This window comes from Helicobacter mehlei, from assembly GCF_003660265.1.
Lineage (GTDB): Bacteria > Campylobacterota > Campylobacteria > Campylobacterales > Helicobacteraceae > Helicobacter > Helicobacter mehlei.
The window spans coordinates 19,345-44,119 of the sequence record NZ_QXQP01000015.1 but is presented as its reverse complement, the minus strand read 5'-3'; the positions used below and the strand labels follow the sequence as shown (position 1 = coordinate 44,119).

18 protein-coding genes, 2 rRNA genes and 2 pseudogenes are annotated in these 24,775 nt (G+C 47.2%); 5 read left to right on the top strand and 17 right to left on the bottom strand.

The annotated features are described in order from the left end of the window. The 3 genes and pseudogenes from EAO36_RS05900 to EAO36_RS05890 form a co-directional block, all read right to left on the bottom strand. A pseudogene (locus tag EAO36_RS05900) lies at window positions 1–257 on the bottom strand (helix-turn-helix domain-containing protein); the annotation flags it as partial. Between the two features lie 200 nt (window positions 258–457). Beyond that, window positions 458–1,728, bottom strand: a pseudogene (locus EAO36_RS05895) (adenine-specific methyltransferase EcoRI family protein). Window positions 1,729–1,850: 122 nt separating this feature from the next. Beyond that, entirely contained in the window at window positions 1,851–2,354 is a 504-nt protein-coding gene (locus EAO36_RS05890) for a pyruvate kinase (RefSeq protein ID WP_120955842.1), read from the bottom strand. Window positions 2,355–2,550: 196 nt separating this feature from the next. Here EAO36_RS05890 and EAO36_RS05885 point away from each other — a divergent pair, with 196 nt between their 5' ends. Then, complete coding sequence (locus tag EAO36_RS05885; protein WP_162983268.1) at window positions 2,551–3,819, top strand: alpha/beta hydrolase-fold protein; 1,269 nt, start codon at window positions 2,551–2,553, stop codon at window positions 3,817–3,819. 159 nt (window positions 3,820–3,978) lie between these two features. On the opposite strand, the gene EAO36_RS05880 is transcribed toward EAO36_RS05885, so the two are convergent. The 14 genes from EAO36_RS05880 to EAO36_RS05815 form a co-directional block, all read right to left on the bottom strand. Next, a complete protein-coding gene (locus EAO36_RS05880; RefSeq protein ID WP_235852386.1) occupies window positions 3,979–4,191 on the bottom strand; it encodes a hypothetical protein in 213 nt (70 codons plus the stop codon). A 34-nt stretch (window positions 4,192–4,225) separates the two neighbouring features. Then, window positions 4,226–4,690 (bottom strand): lecithin retinol acyltransferase family protein, encoded by a 465-nt coding sequence (locus tag EAO36_RS05875; protein ID WP_120955840.1) that lies wholly within the window; start codon window positions 4,688–4,690, stop codon window positions 4,226–4,228. A gap of 122 nt (window positions 4,691–4,812) precedes the next feature. Further along, window positions 4,813–5,079, bottom strand: a complete 267-nt coding sequence (locus EAO36_RS05870; protein ID WP_120955839.1) for a hypothetical protein — start codon at window positions 5,077–5,079, stop codon at window positions 4,813–4,815. A gap of 119 nt (window positions 5,080–5,198) precedes the next feature. Next, a 5S ribosomal RNA gene (rrf, locus tag EAO36_RS05865) occupies window positions 5,199–5,314 on the bottom strand. A gap of 419 nt (window positions 5,315–5,733) precedes the next feature. Continuing rightward, window positions 5,734–8,623: ribosomal RNA gene (locus EAO36_RS05860) — 23S ribosomal RNA — on the bottom strand. Window positions 8,624–8,941: 318 nt separating this feature from the next. After that, complete coding sequence (locus EAO36_RS05855) at window positions 8,942–9,469, bottom strand: tetratricopeptide repeat protein (RefSeq protein WP_120948506.1); 528 nt, start codon at window positions 9,467–9,469, stop codon at window positions 8,942–8,944. 30 nt (window positions 9,470–9,499) lie between these two features. After that, window positions 9,500–10,372, bottom strand: coding sequence for an outer membrane protein (locus EAO36_RS05850; protein WP_120955838.1), 873 nt, complete (start codon window positions 10,370–10,372; stop codon window positions 9,500–9,502). Between the two features lie 79 nt (window positions 10,373–10,451). Further along, window positions 10,452–11,297 (bottom strand): prolipoprotein diacylglyceryl transferase, encoded by an 846-nt coding sequence (gene lgt / locus EAO36_RS05845; protein WP_120948504.1) that lies wholly within the window; start codon window positions 11,295–11,297, stop codon window positions 10,452–10,454. Continuing rightward, the gene (locus tag EAO36_RS05840) at window positions 11,272–12,042 is read right to left on the bottom strand and encodes an RluA family pseudouridine synthase (protein WP_120948503.1); all 771 of its coding nucleotides are present in this window, start codon (window positions 12,040–12,042) and stop codon (window positions 11,272–11,274) included. Before EAO36_RS05840 ends, lgt begins: the two co-directional genes overlap by 26 nt. Further along, window positions 12,017–13,225 (bottom strand): lipid IV(A) 3-deoxy-D-manno-octulosonic acid transferase, encoded by a 1,209-nt coding sequence (waaA, locus tag EAO36_RS05835; protein ID WP_120955837.1) that lies wholly within the window; start codon window positions 13,223–13,225, stop codon window positions 12,017–12,019. Before waaA ends, EAO36_RS05840 begins: the two co-directional genes overlap by 26 nt. Beyond that, on the bottom strand, window positions 13,182–13,916 hold the full coding sequence (locus EAO36_RS05830; RefSeq protein ID WP_120948501.1) for a zinc ribbon domain-containing protein: 735 nt from the start codon (window positions 13,914–13,916) through the stop codon (window positions 13,182–13,184). The genes waaA and EAO36_RS05830 overlap by 44 nt, the downstream gene beginning before the upstream one ends. Beyond that, on the bottom strand, window positions 13,916–14,671 hold the full coding sequence (locus EAO36_RS05825; RefSeq protein WP_120955836.1) for a Nif3-like dinuclear metal center hexameric protein: 756 nt from the start codon (window positions 14,669–14,671) through the stop codon (window positions 13,916–13,918). Before EAO36_RS05825 ends, EAO36_RS05830 begins: the two co-directional genes overlap by 1 nt. Beyond that, a complete protein-coding gene (gene glyQ / locus EAO36_RS05820) occupies window positions 14,662–15,543 on the bottom strand; it encodes a glycine--tRNA ligase subunit alpha (protein WP_120955835.1) in 882 nt (293 codons plus the stop codon). Before glyQ ends, EAO36_RS05825 begins: the two co-directional genes overlap by 10 nt. An 8-nt stretch (window positions 15,544–15,551) precedes the next feature. Continuing rightward, window positions 15,552–16,484, bottom strand: coding sequence for an NAD(P)H-dependent glycerol-3-phosphate dehydrogenase (locus EAO36_RS05815; RefSeq protein ID WP_120948498.1), 933 nt, complete (start codon window positions 16,482–16,484; stop codon window positions 15,552–15,554). Window positions 16,485–16,633: 149 nt separating this feature from the next. Between EAO36_RS05815 and EAO36_RS05810 the strand changes: the two genes are divergently transcribed. Genes EAO36_RS05810 through EAO36_RS08740 form a run of 4 tightly spaced genes read left to right on the top strand, consistent with a single transcriptional unit; the run spans window position 16,634 to window position 24,764 of the window. Beyond that, window positions 16,634–16,924, top strand: a complete 291-nt coding sequence (locus tag EAO36_RS05810; protein ID WP_120955834.1) for a hypothetical protein — start codon at window positions 16,634–16,636, stop codon at window positions 16,922–16,924. An 18-nt stretch (window positions 16,925–16,942) separates the two neighbouring features. Beyond that, window positions 16,943–17,242, top strand: a complete 300-nt coding sequence (locus EAO36_RS08480; RefSeq protein ID WP_162983267.1) for a hypothetical protein — start codon at window positions 16,943–16,945, stop codon at window positions 17,240–17,242. Further along, window positions 17,185–21,402: a beta strand repeat-containing protein gene (locus EAO36_RS05805; protein ID WP_120955833.1), complete on the top strand. Its 4,218-nt coding sequence runs from the start codon at window positions 17,185–17,187 to the stop codon at window positions 21,400–21,402. Before EAO36_RS08480 ends, EAO36_RS05805 begins: the two co-directional genes overlap by 58 nt. Further along, a complete protein-coding gene (locus tag EAO36_RS08740) occupies window positions 21,399–24,764 on the top strand; it encodes an outer membrane beta-barrel protein (RefSeq protein ID WP_235852385.1) in 3,366 nt (1,121 codons plus the stop codon). The genes EAO36_RS05805 and EAO36_RS08740 overlap by 4 nt, the downstream gene beginning before the upstream one ends. Window positions 24,765–24,775: the final 11 nt, after the last annotated feature.

Here is a 24,775-nt window from a genome sequence, read left to right as displayed (position 1 = left end):
TAGGATAACCTGCTAACTTGGAAAAGAATTTATCAAAAGCTATAGTTAGTTGCCTTAATGCCACTTGCAAGCTTTGAGAGTTGCATTCGTTTAGGTAAGTGTAAGTCTCTTGTTTTTTGAGAGTAGTGAGCACCTTTTGCATGCTAAAGTAATTTCCTCTAATGCCTTGTGCGTATTGTTTTTGGCGGTATTCTAAAAAGTAGTTATAGACCACCCTAACAGCCAAAGTGCTTGTGTATCAAGGTTTTTTGCCCAATACTAGGGTGAACCGCCCCTCCCCAAAGGGAGGAGCTTCCCAACTAACAGAAATCAGCGTTTCTTAAGCTCGAAAAGCTTTGCATTTTAGAATCTGCAAGGCTAGTTCCTAGTCCAAGAGACTTTACCCCGCCCTTAAGATATTCTTGGTGGCATTGATGTCTCTATGCTCTATAAAGAAAGCTCAAAAAATCCCACCCCCTCACTTTTTGCAAATTAAAACCCTTTTAAACTTTTCCTTGCCATCAATGTAGGGGTGATATTGCGTTAGTTGCGCGATTTTAAACCCACACTCCAGCACGCCGTTTAAAATAGGATTAGTCGACACCGCAAAGGGCAAAGTATAGTCGCTAGGGATATAGCTATGATCCACCAGCAACACCCCGTTGTCATCAAATTTTTTATAGGTGTCGGGGATGTGATCAAGAGACATAAGTTTTAACCTTGCGGTATTGGGTCTATTTTTAATAACAAAGTTTGTAAAGAAATGCCCAGCTGCGCGCACTAATTGGCGTTTAGGGGTAAGGTACCAATCCACACTATGAAACCCTGCCCATGCCTTCTTTTTGGCAAAATAAGGGATAAAGGCAGTATTGACACAATTTGTGATGTTTGAGAGAATGATGAACTTCTTTTTACTTTTAATGAGTATTTTCCAATATTCTATGGCGCGCGAAAAGGGCGGATTAGTGCAGACAATGTCGGCTTCCTCGTTTAAAATCCTCAAAGATTCTTTTTCTTCAAACCCTCCATTATAATTAGGCGGGGTGTGCTTCATCTCGTGTGCGCCCTCTTTGGTAAAAATATAGCCCCGTGCGCCGGCGTTGAATAAATCTTGCGGACTGCCATAATGCGTGCAGATAAGTTTTTTCAGCTTGAGTCTGAAGAAGTGCTTTAAGAAGTAGAGAGCAAACGCGCTAGAGTCGGTATAATCTCTATTCTCTCCAATGGCATCATCGCAGTTACAAAATACGACTTTATTTTTCCATATTGCTATAGGGTATTGGGATAACTCTTTTTCTACATCCTCGTATCGGGTGTAAAACTCGTCATTTTTGACACGCATCGCCTTGTCTAGCAAAGTCTTTCTAGTAACCCCCGTTCTTGCATACTGGGCGTAGTTAAGGGTTTGAGTTCTTTTTTTGGCTTGGGGGGTTTGATGTTGATTTGGGCGATGAAATCGGGGTGGGCTTTGATGTAGCTTAGATAATTCTCAAAAAGGCTAGGGTTATAAAAATAAATTTCTCGTGTCTGCACTTCTCTTAAATGCGCAAAGGCGTTTTTAATGTCCTGCTCGATTTGACGCATATTAGCCACTTCACAAGTAAAAAGATAGTTGTAGGTATTCTCTTGTGATTGCCCTGTAACGCTGTTGTATTCTTTAAGCCGCCTTTTTAGGTCATGGGTAATACCAATTTTGCACTTGCTAGGCTCTAGACTGGATTGGACAAGGTAGAGGTATTGTTTTGGCATGGGGTTTTCCTAAAAGTTTGCAAAGGGGTATTTTAACACAAGGACAGCTATTTTCTTAGATTTGAGAATCTGCGCAAGCCCCCGCCTTTCTCACCCTTGCAAAGGGTAACATAGGAGATTTTTTAAACTAAAATAACCCTCTCGCCTTTGGCTTTTAAGGCTTCTTGCACCTCTTCATACCACCCCATAATGATTTGTGAGGTTTCTGCCCCCGGGTTTATGCATTTGTTTAATGTGCCTCTACCCTGTGGAATTGTTTGCCCCTCACCTGCCCAAGCTAAGATTTTAACAGGTCGTCTGTAGTGCATCCAATCCACTAAAGGGTCTTCTTTTTCAGTAACGCATAGAGCACGATCTTTTCTAATGTCATACGCCCCGCCAATGACTTGGGCGAGCGCAACGAGTGCTTGCCCATGTTTGATTGCCACAATGTCATTCACCCGCATCACTTCTAAAAAATCTTTAATTTGCCCTTTCTTCTCTTCCCAATCTGCCAAACCGATGAAATGATATTTTTCTAAAATTTGGCGCACATCTAGCACGCTCCATGCCTGTTGCATATGTTGCTGACTAAGTTGCATGTGCCAAAATTCTTGAAAGGGGATACCTGAAACATCTACAACCATCAAAACCTCCTAATTTTATGAATATCCTAGTGCTTTATCCTAGACCATAACCCCCACCCCACACCCCTAGCCTTAGGGTCCCACAAAAAAGCTTAAAGAATCTTGAATGCTAAAAGCTCAAGTTCTAAAACAGAAAACAACTTTTTTAAGCTACAATGCTTGCGTTACTCTTATATCAAGTATCAAGGATTGGGCGTTGTTGTCGCGTAGGGCATTTATTATTAAAGGGACAGAGGTTCTTTTGGGGCTCAGTGTGCCTCTTTTGGGGCACGATAGAGTGTCCATTAAAGAGGTGTTGGGTATTGTGCATGTCTTTGGCGATGGGGCCAAGTTAGATACCCTTAGCATCGCCTATAACACAGAGATTTCCAGAGTGCACAAACAAGACTTTAAAGTGTTGGGGCGCTTAATCACAGATGTCTATATCAGTCAAGATGCTAGGGGGGAGAAGCGCGTAGCCAGTGGAAAGTTTGTGATCTTAAAATTAAAAGAGCCCAAGTTAGCTTTATTGACAAGTATCCAACACCATAAGCCAGATCCACAACACAAAAAGAAATTTGTCGCTGGTGGCAAACCCGGGCACACCCTGAAATTACAAACCCCCACAGCACAACTTGTTGAAACTAAAAATAGCCAAAAAATATGGAAACTCTCTAGGGTATCTTATCCCATCATAGAGAATTTTAAAGCTTTCACATTTGAAGATAAAATCTTGCGAAGAACTTTGCGCTACAATCTGTTTATCCCTAAACACCAAAATAACCAACCCCTCCCTTTGGTGCTTTTCATGCACGATGCGGGCACAACGGGTACTTTACAGCAGGCTACCTTGTTGCAAGGTTTGGGGGCACTCATTTGGGCGCATCCAGAAGAACAGCGCAAACGCCCCTGCTATGTGCTCGCCCCGCAATATGATGAAATTGTAGTTGATGACAACTCACAAGCCTCAGCCATGCTAGATGTAACCATGCACCTAGTTCAAGAGATAAGCCAAAAATATCCCATAGATACCTCCAGAATCTATACTACAGGGCAATCTATGGGTTGCATGATGTCCATAGCCCTGCTCATCAAATACCCACATTTCTTTGCCAGTGCCTTTTTAGTGGCGGGGCGTTGGGATGCGCATTTGTGTGATCCTCTAGCACAGGATAAATTTTGGCTGCTCACCTCCAGCGATGACATGGGTAGCTTTGCATTTAGCAACGCCATTATAGAGAGATTAGAACGCAGGAGAGCTAAAGTGGCTAAGGCTATTTGGAATGGCAAATGGGATCAAGTACGATTTAAACAAGCTTGCCAAGAGATGATCGCCCAAAATGCTCCGATCAATTATGCTGTGTTTCAAAAAAATAGCCTGTTAGGTACAGATAAAATAAGCGCGCACCGCAATACTTGGCGTATAGCCTATACAATTGAGCCCATCCGTGCATGGCTTTTTGCGCAACGCCTAGAGAAAGACTAAAAGCAGATTGTCTATGACAAAAAGCAAGCTTTAAGGCTGTAAAGCAACCAAAGACTTCAAAAAGATTTAAAAACACACAGGAAAAGCGAGGCACATACACCAACCCCCCATCCCCTACCTTTCTTACCCTTGCAAAGGACAACCTACCCCTACCTTTTGCTACCACTCCTTACCCTTATGCTCCTGTGCTTTGGCTTCGTTTTGCTTTTGGGATTTATACTGGTATTGTGCTTGTGCCATGTAGTTTTTGGCGGCTTCTTTATCCCCTCTTGCCTCTGCCTCCTTGCTTTGGGCGTAGTAGCGATCCCCTTGCTTTTTGTTGTTTTCTGCGCGTTGTCTAAACATGTCCTCTTGGTTTTTGTAGTAAGCCATTAGACTCTCCTTGTTTTTTTTAAAGTCTTTTGCTTTATGCCTCTACATCCACGCCAGCCCAATCGCCATCGCTTACCTTAAAGTAATTTTTGGCTTCATCTTTGAGCATCCATAAAAAATTTATAGCATTTTCAAAATCTCCACTCATGCATCCTGCTGTAAATTGGTGGCAATTATCGAATAAGAGATTATAATCCCTAGTGTCATCCACCTTATCCAATGCACGCTTGCAAACATCTTGATCACCTACAGCAACCCAATCTCCATCACTATCGCGTTTGCAAAAAGCACGGATTCTGCCCTTAAGTAGAAACTTACCCTCTTTTTGATCACTTAAAGGCGTTATAAATTCCTTTATACCCACTTTCTTAATAACCCCATCAGAACACAACTCTACAAACTCATTGTTACCCACATAAATACCCGAATGCTCAACTGCACCCATATCACATTGAACAACCGAACCTTTTTTAAACTTTTTATCTAAATCTGTTGCCATGAATCCTCCTTGCACTAAGAAATTTCTAAAGCCTAAAGAAATTTAAATATCGATAAGAAAAACATCCAAAAGAAAAAAGATAACGCAACCCCTAAAACTGCATTCCATAGGGTAATAGTTTTCTAACACTTAACCGGTACTGCAACAGTTATGCTACGCTGATATTGAGTATTTTTTTTAACATCTCCAACGATAATACCACCCCTACTAATAAGGTGTGCTTTTAAATTGGAAAGGGCTTTCTCAGTATTTAAACCCTTATATACAAGATTTTCATCGTCTAACCAACTTTGAACCACCCCATCAACATCATTTTGAGGAACAGCTTTCGTTGCTTTTTCATCCCCATTGCTATGAAGCAAGACTATCACTTGTTTATTTGTGCTCACGCTACGCCTCCGATGTAGAAATTCAGGGATTCTAGCATAAAAACTTAAAAAAGCAAACATGAAAAAACTAAGCAAAGTTGAAAAATAAAAGAATAGAAGTGAATGAGTTTTAAACAAACCCCCCGCATCACCCTACTTTCCCACCCTTGCAAAGGGCAGTATCATCGGCGTTAGAGAGCTTGACTTCCAGGTTCGGGATGGGGCTGGGTATTTCCTCTCCACTAGGGACACGGGGAAAGCAAAGCTTTTAAAAAACTCTGTAACTTGTCAAAGCCTTGAGTTAGCACCTTAAGCATTGCCAAATGCTTTAGCAATGCTTAAGGGTTAGCTTGTCTTTTGCTCTTGTCAAACCAAGAGATTTTAAGGTCTCAAGCCTGAGTTTAAGCTAAGTTTAGCCAAGCCTCAAAGGTGCAAACTCCAAAGCTTAAGCAACCTTGCTTAAGCCCAAATGCTAGGCTAACTCAACACAAGCCACACAAGCAAGTTTGAGGCTTTGGAGTCCTAAGCCCAAAGCTTTAAAATAAAAACGCCACTCTAGCATTTTTGTTTTAAAAAAACAACAACAAGGCTTAAAAGCTTTGCTTTTGCCAATAACCTACGCTCCAGTTCCTACAAAGCACCATTACACTCAACAAGGCGGTGATACCTTATCAACCAAACAAGCCAAACGCTCTATTAGTAGTGGTTAGCTGAATGCATCACTGCACTTACACACCCACCCTATCAAACATGTAGTCTTCATGCGAGCTTCAGGGAAAGCTCATCTTGGAGTTGGCTTCGAGCTTAGATGCTTTCAGCTCTTATCACAACCATGCGTGGCTACTCAGCGGTGCTCTTGGCAGAACAACTGATGCACCAGTGGCATGTCCATCCCGGTCCTCTCGTACTAGGGACAGCTCTCCTCAGCTTTCCTACGCCCACAGCAGATAGGGACCGAACTGTCTCACGACGTTCTGAACCCAGCTCGCGTACCGCTTTAAATGGCGAACAGCCATACCCTTGGGACCTGCTCCAGCCCCAGGATGCGATGAGCCGACATCGAGGTGCCAAACCTCCCCGTCGATGTGAGCTCTTGGGGGAGATCAGCCTGTTATCCCCGGGGTACCTTTTATCCTTTGAGCGATGGCTCTTCCACACGAGAACCACCGGATCACTATGACCGACTTTCGTCTCTGCTTGAGTTGTCTCTCTTGCAGTTAAGCTAGCTTGTGCCATTACACTCAACTGGCGATTTCCAACCGCCATGAGCTAACCTTTGTAAGCCTCCGTTACTTTTTAGGAGGCGACCGCCCCAGTCAAACTACCCACCAAGCATTGTCCTGCCTAAGGATGACTTAGGCCAGTTAGCTAACAAAAACGCCAAGGGTGGTATCTCAAGGATGGCTCCACAGACACCAAAGTGTCTGCTTCAAAGCCTCCCACCTATCCTGCGCATGGCATTCCCATTAGCAGTGCTAAGCTATAGTAAAGGTCCACGGGGTCTTTCCGTCTTGCTGCGGGTAGGAGGAATTTTCACCTCCACTACAATTTCACTGGATCTCTCTTTGAGACAGCTCCCATCTCGTTACGCCATTCATGCAGGTCGGTATTTAACCGACAAGGAATTTCGCTACCTTAGGACCGTTATAGTTACGGCCGCCGTTTATTCGGGCTTCAATTCAAAGCTTCGCCTTGCGGCTAACCCATCCTCTTAACCTTCGAACACCGGGCAGGCGTCACACCTTATACTTCCTCTTACGAGTTGGCAAAGTGCTGTGTTTTTGGTAAACAGTCGGGAGGGACTCTTTGCTGAGACCTAATCGCTTAGGCACACCTTATCGCGAACTTACGGTGCTAGTTTGCAGAGTTCCTTAAAGAGAGTTCTTCCACGCGCCTTAGAATACTCATCTCATCTACCTGTGTCGGTTTGCGGTACGGACAATTAGGGCTAAACTTAGAGACTTTTCTTGGCACGATAGTATCAGTGATTCTCTCTTTGGTCCGAAGACCGCCAAGAGCCTTTCAGGTTTCAAATACAGGAGCGGATTTGCCTCTCTCCCAATCTACACCCTTAGACCAACACTTCCATCCGTTGGCTCACCTAACTTTATGCGTCCTCCCATCGCACACCCTAATTGGTATAGGAATATTAACCTATTTCCCATCGCCTACCCCTTTCGGACTTGGCTTAGGACCCGACTAACCCTACGATGACGAACATCGCGTAGGAAACCTTAGATTTACGGCGGATACGATTCTTACGCATCTTATCGCTACTCATTCCTGCATGCTCACTTCTGTGCGCTCCAACACTCCTTACCGGTATGCCTTCAACGCTGCACAGAACGCTCTTCTACCACTGCTCTAAAAGAGCAATCTACAACTTCGGTGTCTATCTTAGCCCCGTTATATTTTCAGCGCATGATCACTAGACCAGTGAGCTGTTACGCTTTCTTTAAAGGATGGCTGCTTCTAAGCCAACCTCCTGGTTGTTTGAGTAACCACACATCTTTTTCCACTCAGAATAGAACTTTGGGACCTTAGTTGGTAGTCTGGGTTGTTTCCCTCTTGACGATTGATTTTATCACCCACCGCCTGACTCCCAAGATACAACAAAAGGTATTCGCAGTTTGACAGGGTTTGGTACTGCGGCGAGCAGCCCTAGCCCAATCAGAGCTCTACCCCCTCTTGTTATGACTTGAGGCTATACCTAAATATATTTCGAAGAGAACCAGCTATCACCAAGTTTGTTTGGCCTTTCACCCCTATCCACAGCTCATCCCAGCCCGTTTCAATGGGCACGGGTTCAGTCCTCCACAAGCTGTTACACTCGTTTCAACTTGGCCATGGATAGATCACTTGGCTTCGGGTCTGCAGCGTCTGACTAAATAGCCCTATTCAGACTCGCTTTCGCTACGGCTCGTTTTCACTTAACCTTGCCAGACACCACAACTCGCAGGATCATTATGCAAAAGGCAGTCCATCACCCTGATAAATCATAGGGCTCTGAATGATTGTAAGTAGATGGTTTCAGGTTCTATTTCACTCCGTTACCCACGGTTCTTTTCACCTTTCCCTCACGGTACTTGTGCGCTATCGGTCAAAGAGTAGTATTTAGGGTTGGAGAGTGGTCTCCCCGGCTTCAGCCCGGATTTCACGTGTCCTGGCCTACTCTGGATCCGGCTATCTAGGGTTTTCCTTTCGCATACAGGGCTATCACCTTCTATGGCTTGTCTTTCCAAACAACTTTGCTAGAAAAACCCCTTGAATGTTGCCGTCCTCAACCCCGCGTGCAAGCACGCGGTTTGCCCTTTTCCCCTTTCGCTCGCCACTACTGAGGGAATCTCGTTGATTTCTTTTCCTCTAGGTACTGAGATGTTTCACTTCCCTAGGTTCGCTCTCTAACTTAATAGAGTAACCTACATTGCTGTAAGTTGGGTTGCCCCATTCGGACATCTGCGCCTCAACGCTTCTTGACAGCTCCACGCAGCTTATCGCAGTCTAGTGCGTCCTTCATCGCCTCTCTTTGCCAAGGCATCCACCATCCACTCTTAACATCTTGTTTGTTTCAGTTAGCATATCCGCTAAACTGCCTTGATAAGATTTCTACCGCCTTATTGAGTATAATTCTTTGGCTTTGTAGTTTTTACCTTTAACATAGGCTATTGACAATGAAAAGTCAAAAAACACTAAGCAAAAACCTTCCAGCGACACATCCCAAAAACGCACCTCTTAGGCAAAACCCCAAAAACACGCTTTAGAAAAAAGCCTTCGAGCTATCACATTTGCTTAGGCAAAAGCGCATTATATCGGTGTAAAGCTTAAGGGGGGCTTAAAAATAACGAAAAAGACAAAGACCCTTTTAAGAAACACCAATTAACACTTAATCTCCCCCCACATTGAGATCAAATATGGCCGCCTTGCACCCATCGACACCCTCAGGCGTTACATTAGGATTTGCTTTAACTGGATGGGCACTTTTGCGGCAAAGACCCAAATAATATTGCGCTTTTTTCTGACTCTTAGGAACACCTGATCCCTCATAATACATTCTCCCCAAACTAGCATACCCAGCTCCCCAACCCACTGCACCTGCTTTTTTATAGTGCTCGATGGCTTTGGGGATATCCTTTTTAACCACTTTTCCACAGCCAGACTCATAGAGCCTACCCAAACCCTCATAGGCCGCAAAATCCTTTTCTTGCACAGCCTGCTTAAAATACTTAAGAGCTTGTTTGCAATCTGTCTCCGGGTTTGTAGAAGTGTCATAGCCCCCACTAGCCCCGTAATAAGCCCAATACATCGCATCGCCTTTTTTATAAGCCTTGCTTTCTCCTAGCTTGAGTGCTTGCAAACCCATACTAGATAAAGCCACCACCACAGCCACACGCCACACAGATTTGAAAACCATGACCTACCTTTTATCAATTATTCAAAATGCCTAAAAATTGATCACATAGTTGGCAAAAGCAACAATGTTGCGTCTAAATGTGACAATACTATTGACATTGACACTGCGCTTTAAAATCCCCGTTTTTGTTGTGTAAGTGCCTTTATCAAGATAATAGGGATCATCAACAATAGGGATGCGCACACCCACCTCAAGCCCCTGATGCTTAGTGAGATTAAGCCTAAAGCCTAAATTGACAATCACTTGTAAAAAATTAGGCGCAAAAAAAGTCTTGAGTCCGGGGTAATGCTCGCTATTAATGCGCGCTTGATCTTTAAAAAATTGATTCAGCGTTACACAACCGGTTGTGCCATGGTTATAGGCATTAGCCCAATTACAATACTTATCCTTGCCCATAAACCAAGAACTCCCCCCAACCATCGCACCCCCAAAAATGCCAAAAGAATGCTCGCCATCATCATAGAAATTAAAGAGCATATCCATACCCCCACCATAGAAAATATTAACGGCGTTTAAATCCTTGACAATAAAATGAGAATCTGAGTCGCTGCCACGCACAGAGTTGGCATACCCTTTTTGCCCGCTGAAAAAGCCATAAAAACGCAAGCCAAAGCGTCTTGTTTCGCCAATAAAGAGCTTGTAGCCGATTTGGATATCCCCCCCATAAAGATTGCCATCATAAGGATTTGCCGCTTGAGTCGTTGCCTTGAAGACATAGGGCATCCCTGGTATCATGATTGTCTCTTGCAAGGTTATATTTTGCTTAAAAGAACCTCTAGCATAAGAGTACTGGAATCCCGCTTCTACAAATGCCCCACTCTTCTCAGCACCCAAGGGGAGCAAGGAAAAAAGTCCTAAAACACCGGGTAAAAATGTATTGGCTAATTTTTGTCTGATAGCCATACTCACTCCTTTTATTTGGACAAACAATCCTATCACACATCATCATAATTTTTTCTAAAAACGGACCGGGTGCTTGGGCTCAAATCCGGGATTGCTTCTGTCTAAACGCAATGAATCCCCAAAGACCTAAAGAGACCAACACCATCAGCATGCTCAAAATCTGCCCCATGCTCAAATGCCAAAAATAATACCCCAGTTGTGAATCTGCCTCGCGGTAATATTCTGAGACAAAACGCGCAGCCGCATAGCTCAAGCCATAGATCACCATGAGCATGCCATGCGCGTGGGTGTAGGCTTTGGCAACACCCACCACCACAAAGACCACCAGCCCCTCTAAAAGAGCCTCAATGAGCTGGCTAGGATAGCGCAACACCCCCTCAACCACAATGCCAATATGTTGCCCGAAAGTGTCCCCACTGGGCACCACGCGCCCAAAAAGTTCTTGGTTTAAGAAATTGCCTATGCGCCCAAAAACATAGGCTAAAGGGAGACTGATGGCAATCAAATCCAAATAGATCAAAAAATTTTGCTTTTTAATCACGCTAAAGAGCCAAGAGGCTAGCAAAAAACCCACCAGCCCCCCATGGTAGCTCATCCCCCGGATGCCGATAAATTCCCCATTATGGAAGGGGTTAAAAATCTGCCATGGGGCTTTGAGATAATAGAGGGTGTTGGGATCGTAGATCAAAATATAGCCCAAGCGCGCCCCCAAGATCACACCCACCTCAGCATAAATAAAATAACTTTCAAAATTGGCTTTGCTGATGGGAAAACGCTTTGGATCGCTTTTTAACGCCCTCAACGCCATTAAAAAAGCCAGCAAGAGCGCGGTTACATAAGCCAATCCATACCAATGCACCGGGACCCCAAAGACACTAAAAGCAACAGGGCTAAAATGGCTATAAATCTCGTTCCAATAACTCATCAAACTCCTTAAAATAGGGCGGGATAGGTGCACTCAAGGCGTAACCTAGTAGGGTGATTTTATGGGCGTGCAAGAGCAAATAGGGGTGGGGAGATGCCCCATAGAGTTGATCCCCCATGATGGGATGCTTAATTGCACTTAAGTGGGCGCGGATTTGGTGGGTGATCCCCGTTTTGATCACCACTTTTAAGAGCGTGTAATTTTTGTGGGTGGCTAGCGGGCTAATGTGTGTGATCGCCTCTTGCCCTTTAGGGTCCATATAGGTTTTTACAAAGCCCTTGCTAAAATGGCGGTGGCTTTTTTGCACTCTGAGGGGTATTTTGAGGGTTTGGGGCTCTTTAATCACCCCCTGCACCACCGCTAAGTATTCTTTATAAACTTTTCTTTGCCTAAAGGCTTGCAGGGCTTGGGTGTAAAGTGGTTCGGTGGCCAAGAGTAAAACCCCGCTGGTGCCTTGATCTAGGCGGTGTAAAAGCTGGTAGGGCGGGTGTTGTCTTTGCAGGGCATAGCTCTCCGTGTGTGCGCTTTTATTCAAGGCTAGCAGGTGATCATCTTGATAGAGAATGCCGGCCCTTTGGGGGGTTAGTAGGCTAAAATGCGTATCTAAGGGTAACTTAGCACGCGCTAATCTTAAGGGTTTGCCCCCCAACCCCACCAAGCCCCGATCAATGAGGGCTTTAGCTTTTTTGTGCGAAATGTCTAGCTGGAGACTCAAGAGTTTATAGGCTGGTTGGGTAGATGGCATGGGCTAATTCATTGATTTGGTGGTTGTGGGTGTCTAAAAAGCTGGGCAATAGCTGGGCGTGGTTGGCTAGAGTGGCACTCAGTTGTTCGGGCTCGATCAAGGCGTAATTTTGCACGCAAGCAAATAGGGCTTGTTGGTTAAAAATGTGCTTGCCACTGATGAGCTTGACCCCAAAAAAGGCGGGCTCTAAGGGGTTATGCCCCCCAATGGGCACAAAACTCCCCCCCAAGATCACCACATCGGCTAAGGGGTAAAAATCGTTGAGCACGCCCAACTTATCGATCACAAAGACCGACTTATCCAGATCAAAACCCTTGGAGAGGCTATTAAAGGCGGTGCTTTGATGGGCTAGTAGGGTTTTCACCTCTGCAAAACGCTCTGGGTGGCGCGGGGCGATCAAAAGCCTAGCATGGGGATCATTGAGGGCCAAAAAGGCTTTTAAGATCAATTCTTCCTCCCCGGGGTGGGTGCTGGCAGCTAAAACAATCAAATGATCGGGTTTGGTGTAGGTGTGAGAAACCTTAGGGGGGTTAAAGAGTTTGAGATTGGGGAAAATCTGGATATTTTGCGCGCCCAAAGTGGCTAGGCGTTCCTGATCTAAGGGGGTTTGGGCATAAATGTGATCAACTTGTTTGAATAGGCGGGTATAAAAACCCTTGAAGCGTTGGTAGCGCGGGTAGGAACGCTTAGAGATGCGCGCGTTGATCAAAAAGGTTTGTGCCCCCACACTTTTAGCTAGCCTAAAAACATTAAACCACAATTCAGCCTCCGTAACCACTAGGGCTTTTAAATGCGCTAAATCCTTGCGCCACAAAAATAAGAGCGTTTCAAAGAGCAAAAAGCGCACTTGGATACGGGGGTTTTTCGCATAAGTGGCACAAGCCAGCTCAAAGCCGGTTTGGGTGGTGGTGGTGAGCAAAATGGGGACTTGGGGGAATTGATCTAACAAGGCTTGTAAAGACTTGATTTCCCCAAAAGAACAGGCATGGAACCACAAGGTCGGGGGGAAGTCTAAAGCGTGCTTGCGGGCTAAAAAGCGCGCTTTGAGGGAGTGCTGGTATTTAGATTTGAGGCTAAAGAGCCCCACTAGGGGCAAGGCAAGCCCATGCAAGCTAGCCAAAATGCCCGTATAGAGAAACTCAAAGGGCTTGATTGGCAACCTCTGCAGGTGGGGTATGTGCATACAAAATACGGCCACAATGCGGGCAAGTGAGGATGTCCCCACTGCTCAAAAGCTCCGCATAGGTGCGATCGTTAATGCGGATAAAGCACCCCCCGCAGGCTTGTTTCTTCACACTCACCACGCAGGTATTTCCTGCCCAACGGCGGATTTTCTCATAAAAGGCGATGAGCTTACGATCCATTTTAAGAGTCAATTCCTGCTTTTTGTGGAAAATCTCTTGTTGCTCCTCTTTGAGCTGGATGGTGTCTAGTTCGACTTGTTTTTCAAGGATTTTGATCTGTTCCTCTAAATTTTGCAAGGAATTGTCCAAACTCTCTTGAAGCTTACTTTTATGGGCGATCTCATTTTGCAAACGATCGATCTCTTTATTGGCTTGGTTGGCACGCTCTTTGGTGATGTCCTCCTCAATGTTGAGGGAGCGCAATTCACGTTCCGATTTTACTTGTGAGATTTTCCTTTGGATACTCTCAATCTTGCCATTGGTTTCTTGGAGCATTTGTTCATTTTTGCCAATTTGTATATTTAGAGCCCTTTTTTCCTCTTCCAGTAGGGCATGTTCGGCTTGTTTCTTGCTTTTATTGGCAAGGGCCTTATCTAAATCTGCGCGCTTTTCCTTGATTAAGGGCTCTAGGGCCTCAATGTCTTTATCTAATTGTGCGATCTCAATGAGTTGGGATAAATGGATATTCATCAATGTGCCTTTAGGGTGAATGGACTTTTGCAATCAAAAAGTCTAACATGCTTTAACTGAGTTTGCAAGATATAGGGTTGTAATAGATCGTGCAACAAGGGCACAAAAGCCTTTTCACTCGCATAATGTTCGACCTCAATGAGGCTAATCCCCCGACTGCGGGCGGCCATGCTCTCATGGTGTTTTAAATCTCCGGTGATCAGGCAAAAATTGGGGGGTGGGTTTGTTAGGGTATCTAAATAAAACCCCCCCGATCCACAAATGACCCCGATATGCTCAATGTGGCTAGCCCCCCGCACGAAGCGCACATAGGGCAAGTTGAGGCGTTTTTGCACCTGTTGGGCTAAACCCCCTAAAGCGATGCGTTCTATCTGGCCTTGCAGGGCAAAGCCGAGTGCCTCTAGGTTCTCAAAGCCTAGCAAGCTAGCAAAATGCGCATTCAAATGGGTTTGATCAAAATTAGTGTGCAAGGCGATCAAGCTACAAGATTTTTGGATCAAAATTTGGGCGATGTTGCAAGGGTAAAGCGTGGGGTCAAAATTTTTGAGGGGCTTGAAAAAAAGCGGGTGGTGGGTTAAGATGAGCGTTTTAGGTTTGACTTCTTGAGCCAGCTCTAGCGTAGCCTCTAGGCTAATGGCGACTCGCTCAAACTCTGAGCCCAAAGACCCCAAGTTCAGCCCACTATTGTCCCAACTCTCCTGTAAGCTAAAAGGGCTAAGTTGGTCTAAAAAAGCGTAAATCTCCCCTATTGGCATAGGCGCTCCAAACGCGCGCCCTCTTGCTCTTTGTAAAGCAGCGCACACGCCTTAGCCAGCTGGCGGATTTTTAAAATACACTCTTGACGTTTAGCCACAGAGAGGGCTTTTCTAGCGTCCAGCACGTTAAAAAAATGCGCGCTGAGCATCACAAAGTCATAAGCCACTAAGGGCAGTTCTTGCTCCAAGCAATGGCGCGCCTCCTCTTGGTTGCGCTCAAAGCAATCCATGAGGAAATCTAGGCGCGCATGGTTAAAATGGTAATGGCTAAACTCATACTCACTTTCTAAATGGACCTCTTTGTACAAAATGGGCTTTTGATCCCGGACACTCCAAACAATATCCAAGATCGAATCCACATTTTGGATATAGGTTGCTAGGCGTTCTAACCCGTAGGTGATCTCAATGGGCACGGGGTGGCAAGCTAGCCCGCCCACTTGCTGGAAGTAGGTAAATTGCGTGATCTCCATGCCATCTAGCCACACCTCCCAGCCCAAGCCCCAAGCCCCCAAAGTGGGCGACTCCCAATTATCCTCCACAAAACGCACATCGTGCTGGCTAAAGTCAATCCCCAAGGCTTGCAAGGATTTTAAATACAATTCTTGGATGTTCAGCGGGCTAGGCTTGATGAGCACTTGGAACTGGTAGTAACTGCCCAAGCGATTAGGGTTTTCCCCATAACGCCCATCGGTGGGGCGGCGTGAGGGGGCGACATAAGCCACGCTCCAAGGCTGGCTATCCAAGCTCCTTAAAAGCGTGGCCGGGTGGAAAGTCCCCGCCCCAGCTGGGATGTCATAGGGCTGAATCAACAAACAACCTTGTTTTTGCCAAAAATCTTGCAATGCCAAAAGAATGTCTGAAAAAGTCATCATCTTCAATCCTAGCGTTTGATCAAGGTGTTCATGCTCTCTAAGGGGTTTTTGCCCTCTAAGAGGTGTTGGAGCTCAGAGGCGATCGGGGTGTAGATATTCTCTCTTTGGGCGATCTGCACGATGGCTTGTGTGGTCTTGATCCCCTCTGCCACTTCCCCCAATTCCTCTAAAATGCTCTCTAAGCTCTTAAATTGTGCCAGCCCCAGCCCCACGCGGTAATTGCGTGAAAAAAGCGAATTGGCCGTTAAAAACAAATCCCCCGCCCCGGATAGCCCTAAAAAGGTCTCCACCTTGCCCCCAAAGTGAGTCCCAAAACGGCACATCTCCACTAGCCCCCGGGCCAGCAAAGAAGCCTTAGCCCCCTGACCTAACTCCAGCCCATCGCACACCCCAGCAGCAATGGCGATCACATTTTTATACGCCCCGGCAATCTCCCCCCCTCTGATGTCATTTTGCACATAGGAGCGCATGAAAGCCGGCAAGGCTTGGGCGTAGCTATTAGCTAGGCTAGCATTACTAGAATGCACCGCCAAAGCGCAGGGCAGGCTAGCCATGATCTCCTTAGCAAAGCCTGGACCGGCTAAAAAGCACAGATTGTCTAGGGCGATGAAATTTTTAGCAATATCGCTCACAAACGCCCCGCCAAGCTCAATCCCCTTGCACGCCATTAAGATTTTAGCCGTGTAGGGCAGATTGGCTTTTTCAAACCATGCACGCAAATGTTGCGCGCTAATGGCGACCACAAACAAATCGGCTTGCATGCCTTGATCAAAATTAGCTTGCAAGATTGGGTCATGCCCTTTGAGCACCAAATGTTTATTTAAGGGCATCAGCAAGGGGGCTAAATTTTGGCGTGAGATGATGATCGTGGGGTTTTTATGCCCAAAGGCAAAGGCTAGGGCGCGCCCCCACGCCCCGCCCCCAAAGACGGCTACACGCATGCAACTCCTTAATCAATGGTAAATGAAAGGGCTATTATAGCAGGAAAAGATCGACTCGCACGCTTTTTAAGTGCCGGATTCCCAAAAATCAAGTTATCTTTAAGTTTATTTGGAATAGAATACCGCGCTATCTTAGAAAAAGGATTCACATGCGTAACATTAAACTCGTCTTTGGTTCCAGTATATCAGCTCTGTTGCTCTTTAGTGGGGCGTTACTAGCAGAAAATAGTGGCTTCTATGGGAGTATCGGTTTCCAATATTCCAACATGACTCGTGCAGCGGGGAGCAACGCTGTCCCCTCGCCATCCCCTCTTAACGCAACCCTTTTGGGAGGGGCTGCCACTGGTAGCAGTATCACTCCACCTAATTTGAGCAACCTAGCAAGTGGTGCTACTGGTGCTACTGGTTCGTTACCCACCCCCGCTCCTAAAAATCCCTAATTCTTAGAAAGGCAATCGATGAAAAAACGATCTTTTAGTTTGGCTCTTTTAGCCGCTTTCAATTTCACTCCAGCACTTGAGGCCGCAGACGATTCGGTCAGCGTGTCCAACATGGTCGATTCCATCACGGGCATCTTGGGGGGGACCTACACCGTGAGTGGGACTGGCACTCCTAGTATTGTTGTCAATCCCGTTAGTTCCATTCTCAATACTGGTGGGGGTTTGGGGTTGGCGAGCAACACGACCGTTGGGGGGGGGGGTTGTATCAAGGCACCAACAACCCCAACATTTTTGGGACCAGTACGAGTAGTGGCGTAACCACCGTTAATTCCGGCAACTTCAACCTCTATGGGAGTGGTGGCTTGCTCTCCAGCAATGCGGGCAATTACGTCTATGGCTTGAGTGGGGGAGACATCTATGATTGGAGTACGCTCAAAGGTTCTTTGCAAAGCGCGCAAAATTTAGCCGCACAATACTACACCTACCGCGTTCTCTTTGGTGGGATCACCAGTGCGGGTAATGCATTGGGGAGCAACTACCCCGGTGCCACCATTGCGGCCGGTCAAACCAATGCCGGTGGGGTTGGGACGATCACTGCTGGTTCGAATGCAGCCAGTGGGACTTATTGGACAATCACCCAAGCTGGGGCTGGGGGTGGAGCCGCTGGTGCAGCCACTGTAACGGGGACTTTTTTTAATACCACAACTGCAAATGCGGCAAATAACACACAATACCTAGCAACAGCTAGCACTGCCAAAGCCACAGAGGCCAACAATGTCATGAGTGCCATTTACAGCAACATCTCCTCTCTAGCCGACTATGCCGGCTTGGAGGCGCAATATGGCAGTGGGGGTAATGCTGGGGTTTTGAATGGGCAAGGTGCTACAGGTGGGCAACTCCCCACCTATGCCAATGCGCTTAACAACGCTCTTGCCAATGGCTCTACCATCCAAAGTGTGGGGAGTCAGTTGGTAAACGCATTGGCGAACACCTCTACAGGCTTGGGTGAGGACATCAACAACATGAATGGTGTACTCTTTGGCACAAACGTGGATGCGAGTACTGCGGGTAAAGCGATCTTCACCCGTGCTGCCCAAAACACAAATGGCACGCAATACACCACGACAGCGGGGACTTTGGGTGCCTTGCAAGCGATCAACACCCTCAATAATTTGGTTGTCAATGGGATTGCAGGCACAACACCCGGCTCTGCTGCTAATACCAACTGGACCACTGCAATTGCTGCTATCGGGGCTCCGAGGGGGGTTGCGGGGGCTGTTAGTGCCACTGCAATCGATGCGATCACCAACAACATACTCAATGTTAATAACCCCAATAACCCATCAGGCGAATCCAACGAAGTGGCTGCGATCAATGCGCTAGCCACTCTTAATTCTGGTGCTGCTGATTGGACAGGGGCTAATAGTGATGAGAAGGCAGCCATCAGCAAAGCCCTTAAGGGGCTTGTCAACCCTAATGGCTATAGCGTGGTCTATAACACTTACCAAGCAATCAAAAGTGATTTGGGCACATCTGCCTCTGGAAAGACTCCTGCAACAGGACTCCAGCTCGTCTTTGGGGCTAGCTCTGCAGGGCAGGCTTTTGCCGATGCGGTCAAGTTTAGCGATGCGCTCGCGCAACTCAAAAGTGCGGTCACTGCGATGAGTGATGTGGGGGGCAAAGGTGCTAATGCAGCTAATGTCAATACCGCTGTGCTCAGTGGCGATCTCTTTGGGGGCACGACCTCTCTTGCTGGTGACCCCTTGAAAAATGCCCTAAAAGCACTTTTTGATGTCTTTGGGGCTGGGGGTGGCTCCACGGTGACTACGCCCACGGACTACCAAAGCTTTAGTAGCGTTATCAGCAAACTAGAGGGTCTTGCCCAAGCTAACGTGAATGCGGGTGGAACCTCTACCACGCTCACCAACACCACAACCACAACCACTAGTGGCACAGACAACAAAAGCACCCAATACCCCGTGCAGACAGCTAGCACTGCAGGGGCTGGTAACCCCTATATCACCTCCTATAGCACGCAACAAGCCACTAATAGCGCCACTTACCAACAAGCTCTCAATCAGGCTCTGGGCACATTACTAGGGCAAGCGGCCAGCTATGCGGGGAATGTTGCTACGCTCAAATCTTTGCTTAAGGCCGGGTCTGCTAGCGCGGCTCTTATGGATAAGATGCTCACCCAAGCCATTAACAATGCTGCGGGCAATGCGATTTATAACAGCGGTTCTACGGAGGCGGCCAGCGCAGCCGATGCGATCAACAACCAAGCCAAGGTCTATAACACGATCAAGGCAGCCATCGCCTCCCATGACTTACTGGATAGCTATGTGGACGCCATCACCGCCACCACTTACAACACCACCACCAACCAGCAAACCCAGGCCAGCGCACTCAATGACCTTTACAAGGCACTCAACGCCTCTACTAGTGGCGCAGCGGCAACTCAGGGGATGTTGGGCGTAACACAGAACGATATCACTCAAGGGCAATTGGACATTAACAATGTCAAAGAGAGCATCTATAGCGTAACCCAATTGGAAAATGCATTTGGGCTTGTTGCAAGTGGTCAAGTTGGTGGGCTCAACACTACCAACACTGCTCTAGCGTGGAATCAGACTTGGAATGCCACCAACATCGCAAGTGCCGTTGGCACCCTATTTACAGACATGGGGACATTCACGGGGTATTATGCGGCCGCTCCTAACACTGGGGCTAAAGTCGCCACTGCTGCAGGAGCGGTTGATGCTATCGTGAGTAGCTACACAGCCCTAACAGATAACTTGAAAGACTTGGCAATTACACTGCCTACAGGGGCTCCCGGGAATGCAACTGGTTCTCCGCTAGTCATTGCTGCAGGTAGTGTTACATTAACAAATCTTCAAGATGCTTTGGCTTATCTAGCATCGAATAATTCTACAGCGGTTAACACTGTTTTTACCGCGGTTGGGTCTGGGGATGTTGCTACTGCCGTCGATAAAGCTCTCACGGCTCTTGTGGGCGGTGATACTTCAGGGAATAGCGATACCGCTAAGGGGCTTGCTGCATTCAATGGTACGCTCAAAACAGGCATAGGGGTTGCTAGTGCAACCAACATAGGGGATCTTATCAAACAAGCCACAACAATGGAAGGCACGATACAAAGCATCAATGGCATGCTCAATAGTTCTAGCGCGTTATCAGATTGGAGCAATGCCAATGTTAGCACCCTTGCAACCGCGCTTTTGAACAGTGCCAATAATGCTACTTGGTCTGGCTACGTCACCAGTGCTACGGATACCTCTATACTCTCTGGCACCGCTAAAACGGCTTTTGATAAGAATGTCAATAGCATGGGGGTTAGCGGGGCGGTGAATACGCTAGAAACACAGGTGCAAAATGCCTTGAATGCGATCAATGCGGGCGAGGCGATTGGCTTTGGTGGCGTGGCTGGTAATGGTCAGATGACCTTGAGTGTCGCCCAGATGAATAGCCTACTGGGCACATCTGGAGTGACCACAGCCAATGAGCCCCTAGCGGCAGCGGCGGTCAATTCGCTCCAAATTGCCTTGAATGCGTTGGCTACGGGGGGTGCTAATAACGCTTCGTTGGTCAATGTTGGCCTTTCTGGTTTGAGTTTGAGCTCAACCAATGCCAAAGGGGCAACCACGTCTGGCACGCTCAATACCCTTCTTAACGATGCTAGTAACCTCAATAGTGCAGTCCAAACACTTTATGGGGATGCCGCGGGCTTTTTTAGCACGACCGCCAACAACCTCTCCAGCACCTCTAATATCTATGTGAATGGCACTAACCAGCTAGGTTTGGGGAGCACCTCTGTAGGGGGGCAATTTGCCTCTAATGCCACCGCTGCAGCTGCTTACCTCAGTGGGATCGATCAACTCGGCACGATCTATGAAAATATCGGATCTGTGTTCCAAAACACAGCCAAAGCTGGTGGCCCAGCTAGTTATGCTGCTAGCCAGAACTACACCACTGTTTTTGGCACTGATGGTAACAATGGGGTAGCCAATACGATTGTGAGCAATAGCAGTGCGCTTACGAGCCCCGCAAGTGGTTTTTCCGGGAGCAACAACATAAATTCCTTGGTCAGTAAGTTGGAAACTCTCAGCCCAAGCACCACAGACACACAAGCTGTGAGCGCAATCGGGAGTCTTTTCACCACTCCGGGGACTGACAGTTCCGGAGACGCCTTGAATGCGTGGAATGCTTGGAAAGCCATTGCCTATGGTGATAGTGGTAAGAGCGATACAGGCGGGGCTTTGAGCCAACTCAATGGTGCACTTCTCACGGGTGGATCCAGCGATGCGGTTAAAAATCTTGATCTAAGTGGGAGTGATGCGACCAGTGTTGATCAAGTAGTGGCTTTGATCAACATGGCCAGTACGCTTAACACAGCTATTGGCAATTTGGCCACCGGTGCACCTATGCCCTATCTGGCACCTATGCCACTGCTAGCGGATTGACAATTAGCAACGCCACCGCACCTATCTTCCAGCAGGCACAAGCGGTTGCCCAAGCCTTAAACAAGGTCATGGATTCTGCAAATGGGGATAGCATGGCAAAGGTTATCATCCCCTTGCTCCAAGCCCTCAACACCTATAACCACAATAACACCTTGTTGGGGCAACTCATCAAGGGGGATAATGCGAGCGCAGCGATCAATAACATTGAGCAAAAGCTCCTCCAGTATGTGCAAGGGCTCGGGGCTGCCCAAGTGCTTACGGGCACCTCAAGTGCTTCAGATGCTAAAACCAACCTAGGTAAGCTCCAAGCCATCATCGATCGCTACCAATACTTGGAAGGCTTGAGTAATCAGGTAACAACAGCGATGGCAAACAACCCTTTTGCTCTTTTGGCTGGGCAACAGGCAGTTGTGGGTGGTGGCACTTTCCAAAATGCCGCCACCAACCTCTATGGCAACATTTTGAGCACGACCGGTAGAAATGAGCTCTTCAACCAAACTGGTGCTTCTACCTATGGTGCGGCCAGCACAATGGCACAGTCTTTGAGCACGATGGAAAACACCATCAATGCTAACAGTGCAACCATCAATGCTTGGAACACTTATGTAGGGGAAACAAGTGGGGGCACCCAAACCAATCTACAAAACATGGCCACTAGTGTTACTAACATTGCGGGCTATGTAGCGAATGCTTCGCTCTCTGGTGGCACTTTGAATTCTGTGGCTAGCACGACTACAAATGCCGACTCAGCTCTAAGCAGTGTAACGGCGGGGATCTTCCAAAATTCAGGGGGCACAGCGGCTACTTCTCTCACATGGGGGGGGTCTAGCGGAGCCAATACTGCCGCCGTCTATGGTGCTTTGAATGCGATCGACCAGCTCAACAATTGGTTTGGGGGGGGCTTGGGCGGTGCTAACTTTACCAAGTTCCAAAATGCTACAGGCAAATTGAGCGATTTGAGCACCCAAGTGAATAGCTTACTTGATCCCTTGACAGCGGCCACCCCTCAAGGTTTCATACCCGATAATATCCAGCTGGGTTCGCAAGATTCGGTGGGCTTTTTAAATAACGTGCTTGGGGCCCTACAGGGCAATACCGCCATCAACACCTTGCTTGGAAGCTCTCTCCCTACCTCGCTCTCAGCAAGCCAGCTTAGTGCCTTGCAACAAGTCCTCAACCCCATTCTAGGGACAACCAATACGGATTATCTTGTATCCGGGAATGGTGCCAATGCACTTACTTTCCTAACAGCTGCACAAAAGATCATAGCCGATGTGGGTACCATTGCGACCAATGTCGATTCCGCGGGGACTAGCTTGAACTTAAAAACCCTGCAAGGGCAACTCCAAGCCGCTCAAGACATCAACGGGCTTTATAACACGGTGCAAGGTGCACTGGTAGCTAATGGCAATGGCAATGACACGATCGTAGGGAATAGTGCCACAGGCTTTACTAACACCACTTGGGAAAAGATTGAACAGGCCATTGATACAGCCAATGAGCTCAAATCGACCATCAACATAACTCAATCTTTCATCACTTACATCACGAGTAATGCAGATGATACCTCTGCTATGCCCGCTAGTTTGCAAGCAGCAACCTCTTTCTTAGGGGTGGTGGCTAGCGAGCTTAAGGCGATGGGAGTTAGCCCTAACTCTACAACTAGCGTCGGGAATTATATCAGTGCGGCCACACCGGCACAGATCGCCCAAGTGGTTGCTAAGATCGAAGCGAATGCGGGCACAGCCAATGCGCTCACCACACCCAGCATGGATGCTCAAGCTATGGCCAGTGTTTTTGGCGATGTCCTTAAAAATGCCAAAGCCTATAATACTGCCGAAAGTGCCTTGGGCACCAGCGGGACTACTTCTGGTGCTAATGCCACCGCGCGAGCGATCAACAACGCCAATAGTGTCCAACAGCTCATGAAAGTGCTCAAAGGGGTGTCTAATGGGACCTATTCTAGTGCGGATTTAACCAATGCGTTAAACTTGCTTAAGAATATGGGTAATGTCGCTCAGGTGGTTACGCAGTTGCAAACAAGCAATAGTGCAGCCGCTCAGGAGGCGCGCAATATCCAGCAAGCCAGCAACAACACCAACCAAGCAACCACTCTTCTTGAAGACCTTACCCGTGTAACAACTGCAGTTGTGGGCACTCAAACCCCCAAGGAATACATGGACAGCAAGGCCCAAGCCTACTTGGCAATCCAAAATAACGCCCAAAATGGGCAGATCACCGTACAGGCTAATATCCTAGCTGCGAATGGGGCATATAATTTGGCAACCGTGCTCAATTCTTTGCAAACCCTTAGCCAGGGTAGTTTTGCCTCTGGCACTGTAGCAACTGGTATTGCCAATAGTGATATGTCTGGCATCTCTGGCGCGCAAATTGCCAGCTCTTTAAACGACTTGAACAAGTCTATTATCAGCACTTATAATTACCTCGGCTTTGGCAGTAATCCTAATCCCTCTGTTAATGCCGATCAAGCGCGTTCGATGTTGGAAAACTTGGTGAGTCAGATCGGGAGCTTACAACGTGAGGTTGTCAATATGTTGGTGGCTTTGAATAACGGCGTTTATGATGCAAGCTTGCAAGCTACCAACACTGATCTTGCGGCTAAGGGTGGCACCTTTGCCTTCCTCAAAAAAGGCTTTGGACAAACAACACCCATGAGTCCAACTGCTAGACAGACATTAGCCAATGATCTTAAAGCCCTGCTCCTACAGATCAACAAGAGTAAGCTGTATTCACAAGCTGCCTTGAAGAAGTATAATTCTAACTTGAGCGTGCAATTTGCCTCTAGACCCACAACCAGACACATGCAAACCAGCACCCAAAATGGGAACATGTATGGTATCGACATGCAGTTTGGTTATAAGCAATTCTTTGGCAAAAAGAAACGCTGGGGCTTGCGCTACTATGCCAGCTTTAGCTACCAACACGGGACTTTCAATGTGGGTGATGCGAGCGATGTGGATAACTTCGTCTATGGTGCGGGTGTGGATGCCCTTTATAACTTCTTTGAAAGTAAAGATGGGAACATGACCAGTGGTGTCTTTGCCGGGTTAATGCTCGCAGGTAGCACTTGGAATGTGAAAGGCATGAGCTACTATAAGAGCCTCATGGCGGATTGGAATGCTAACGGGGGCAAGGCTAGCATGAACACTAGCTACTTCCAAATCCCCATCAACATCGGCTTTAGAACCAATGTGAATCGCCACAATGGTTTTGAAATCGGCTTGCGTATTCCTTTGGCAACCAACTACTTCTTTAACGGGGTGAATGCCGATGGCGATCGCTTGCAGATTGCCTACAAGCGCAATGTTTCTGTCTTCTTCAACTATGTCTATAACTTCTAAGGCATAGCCAC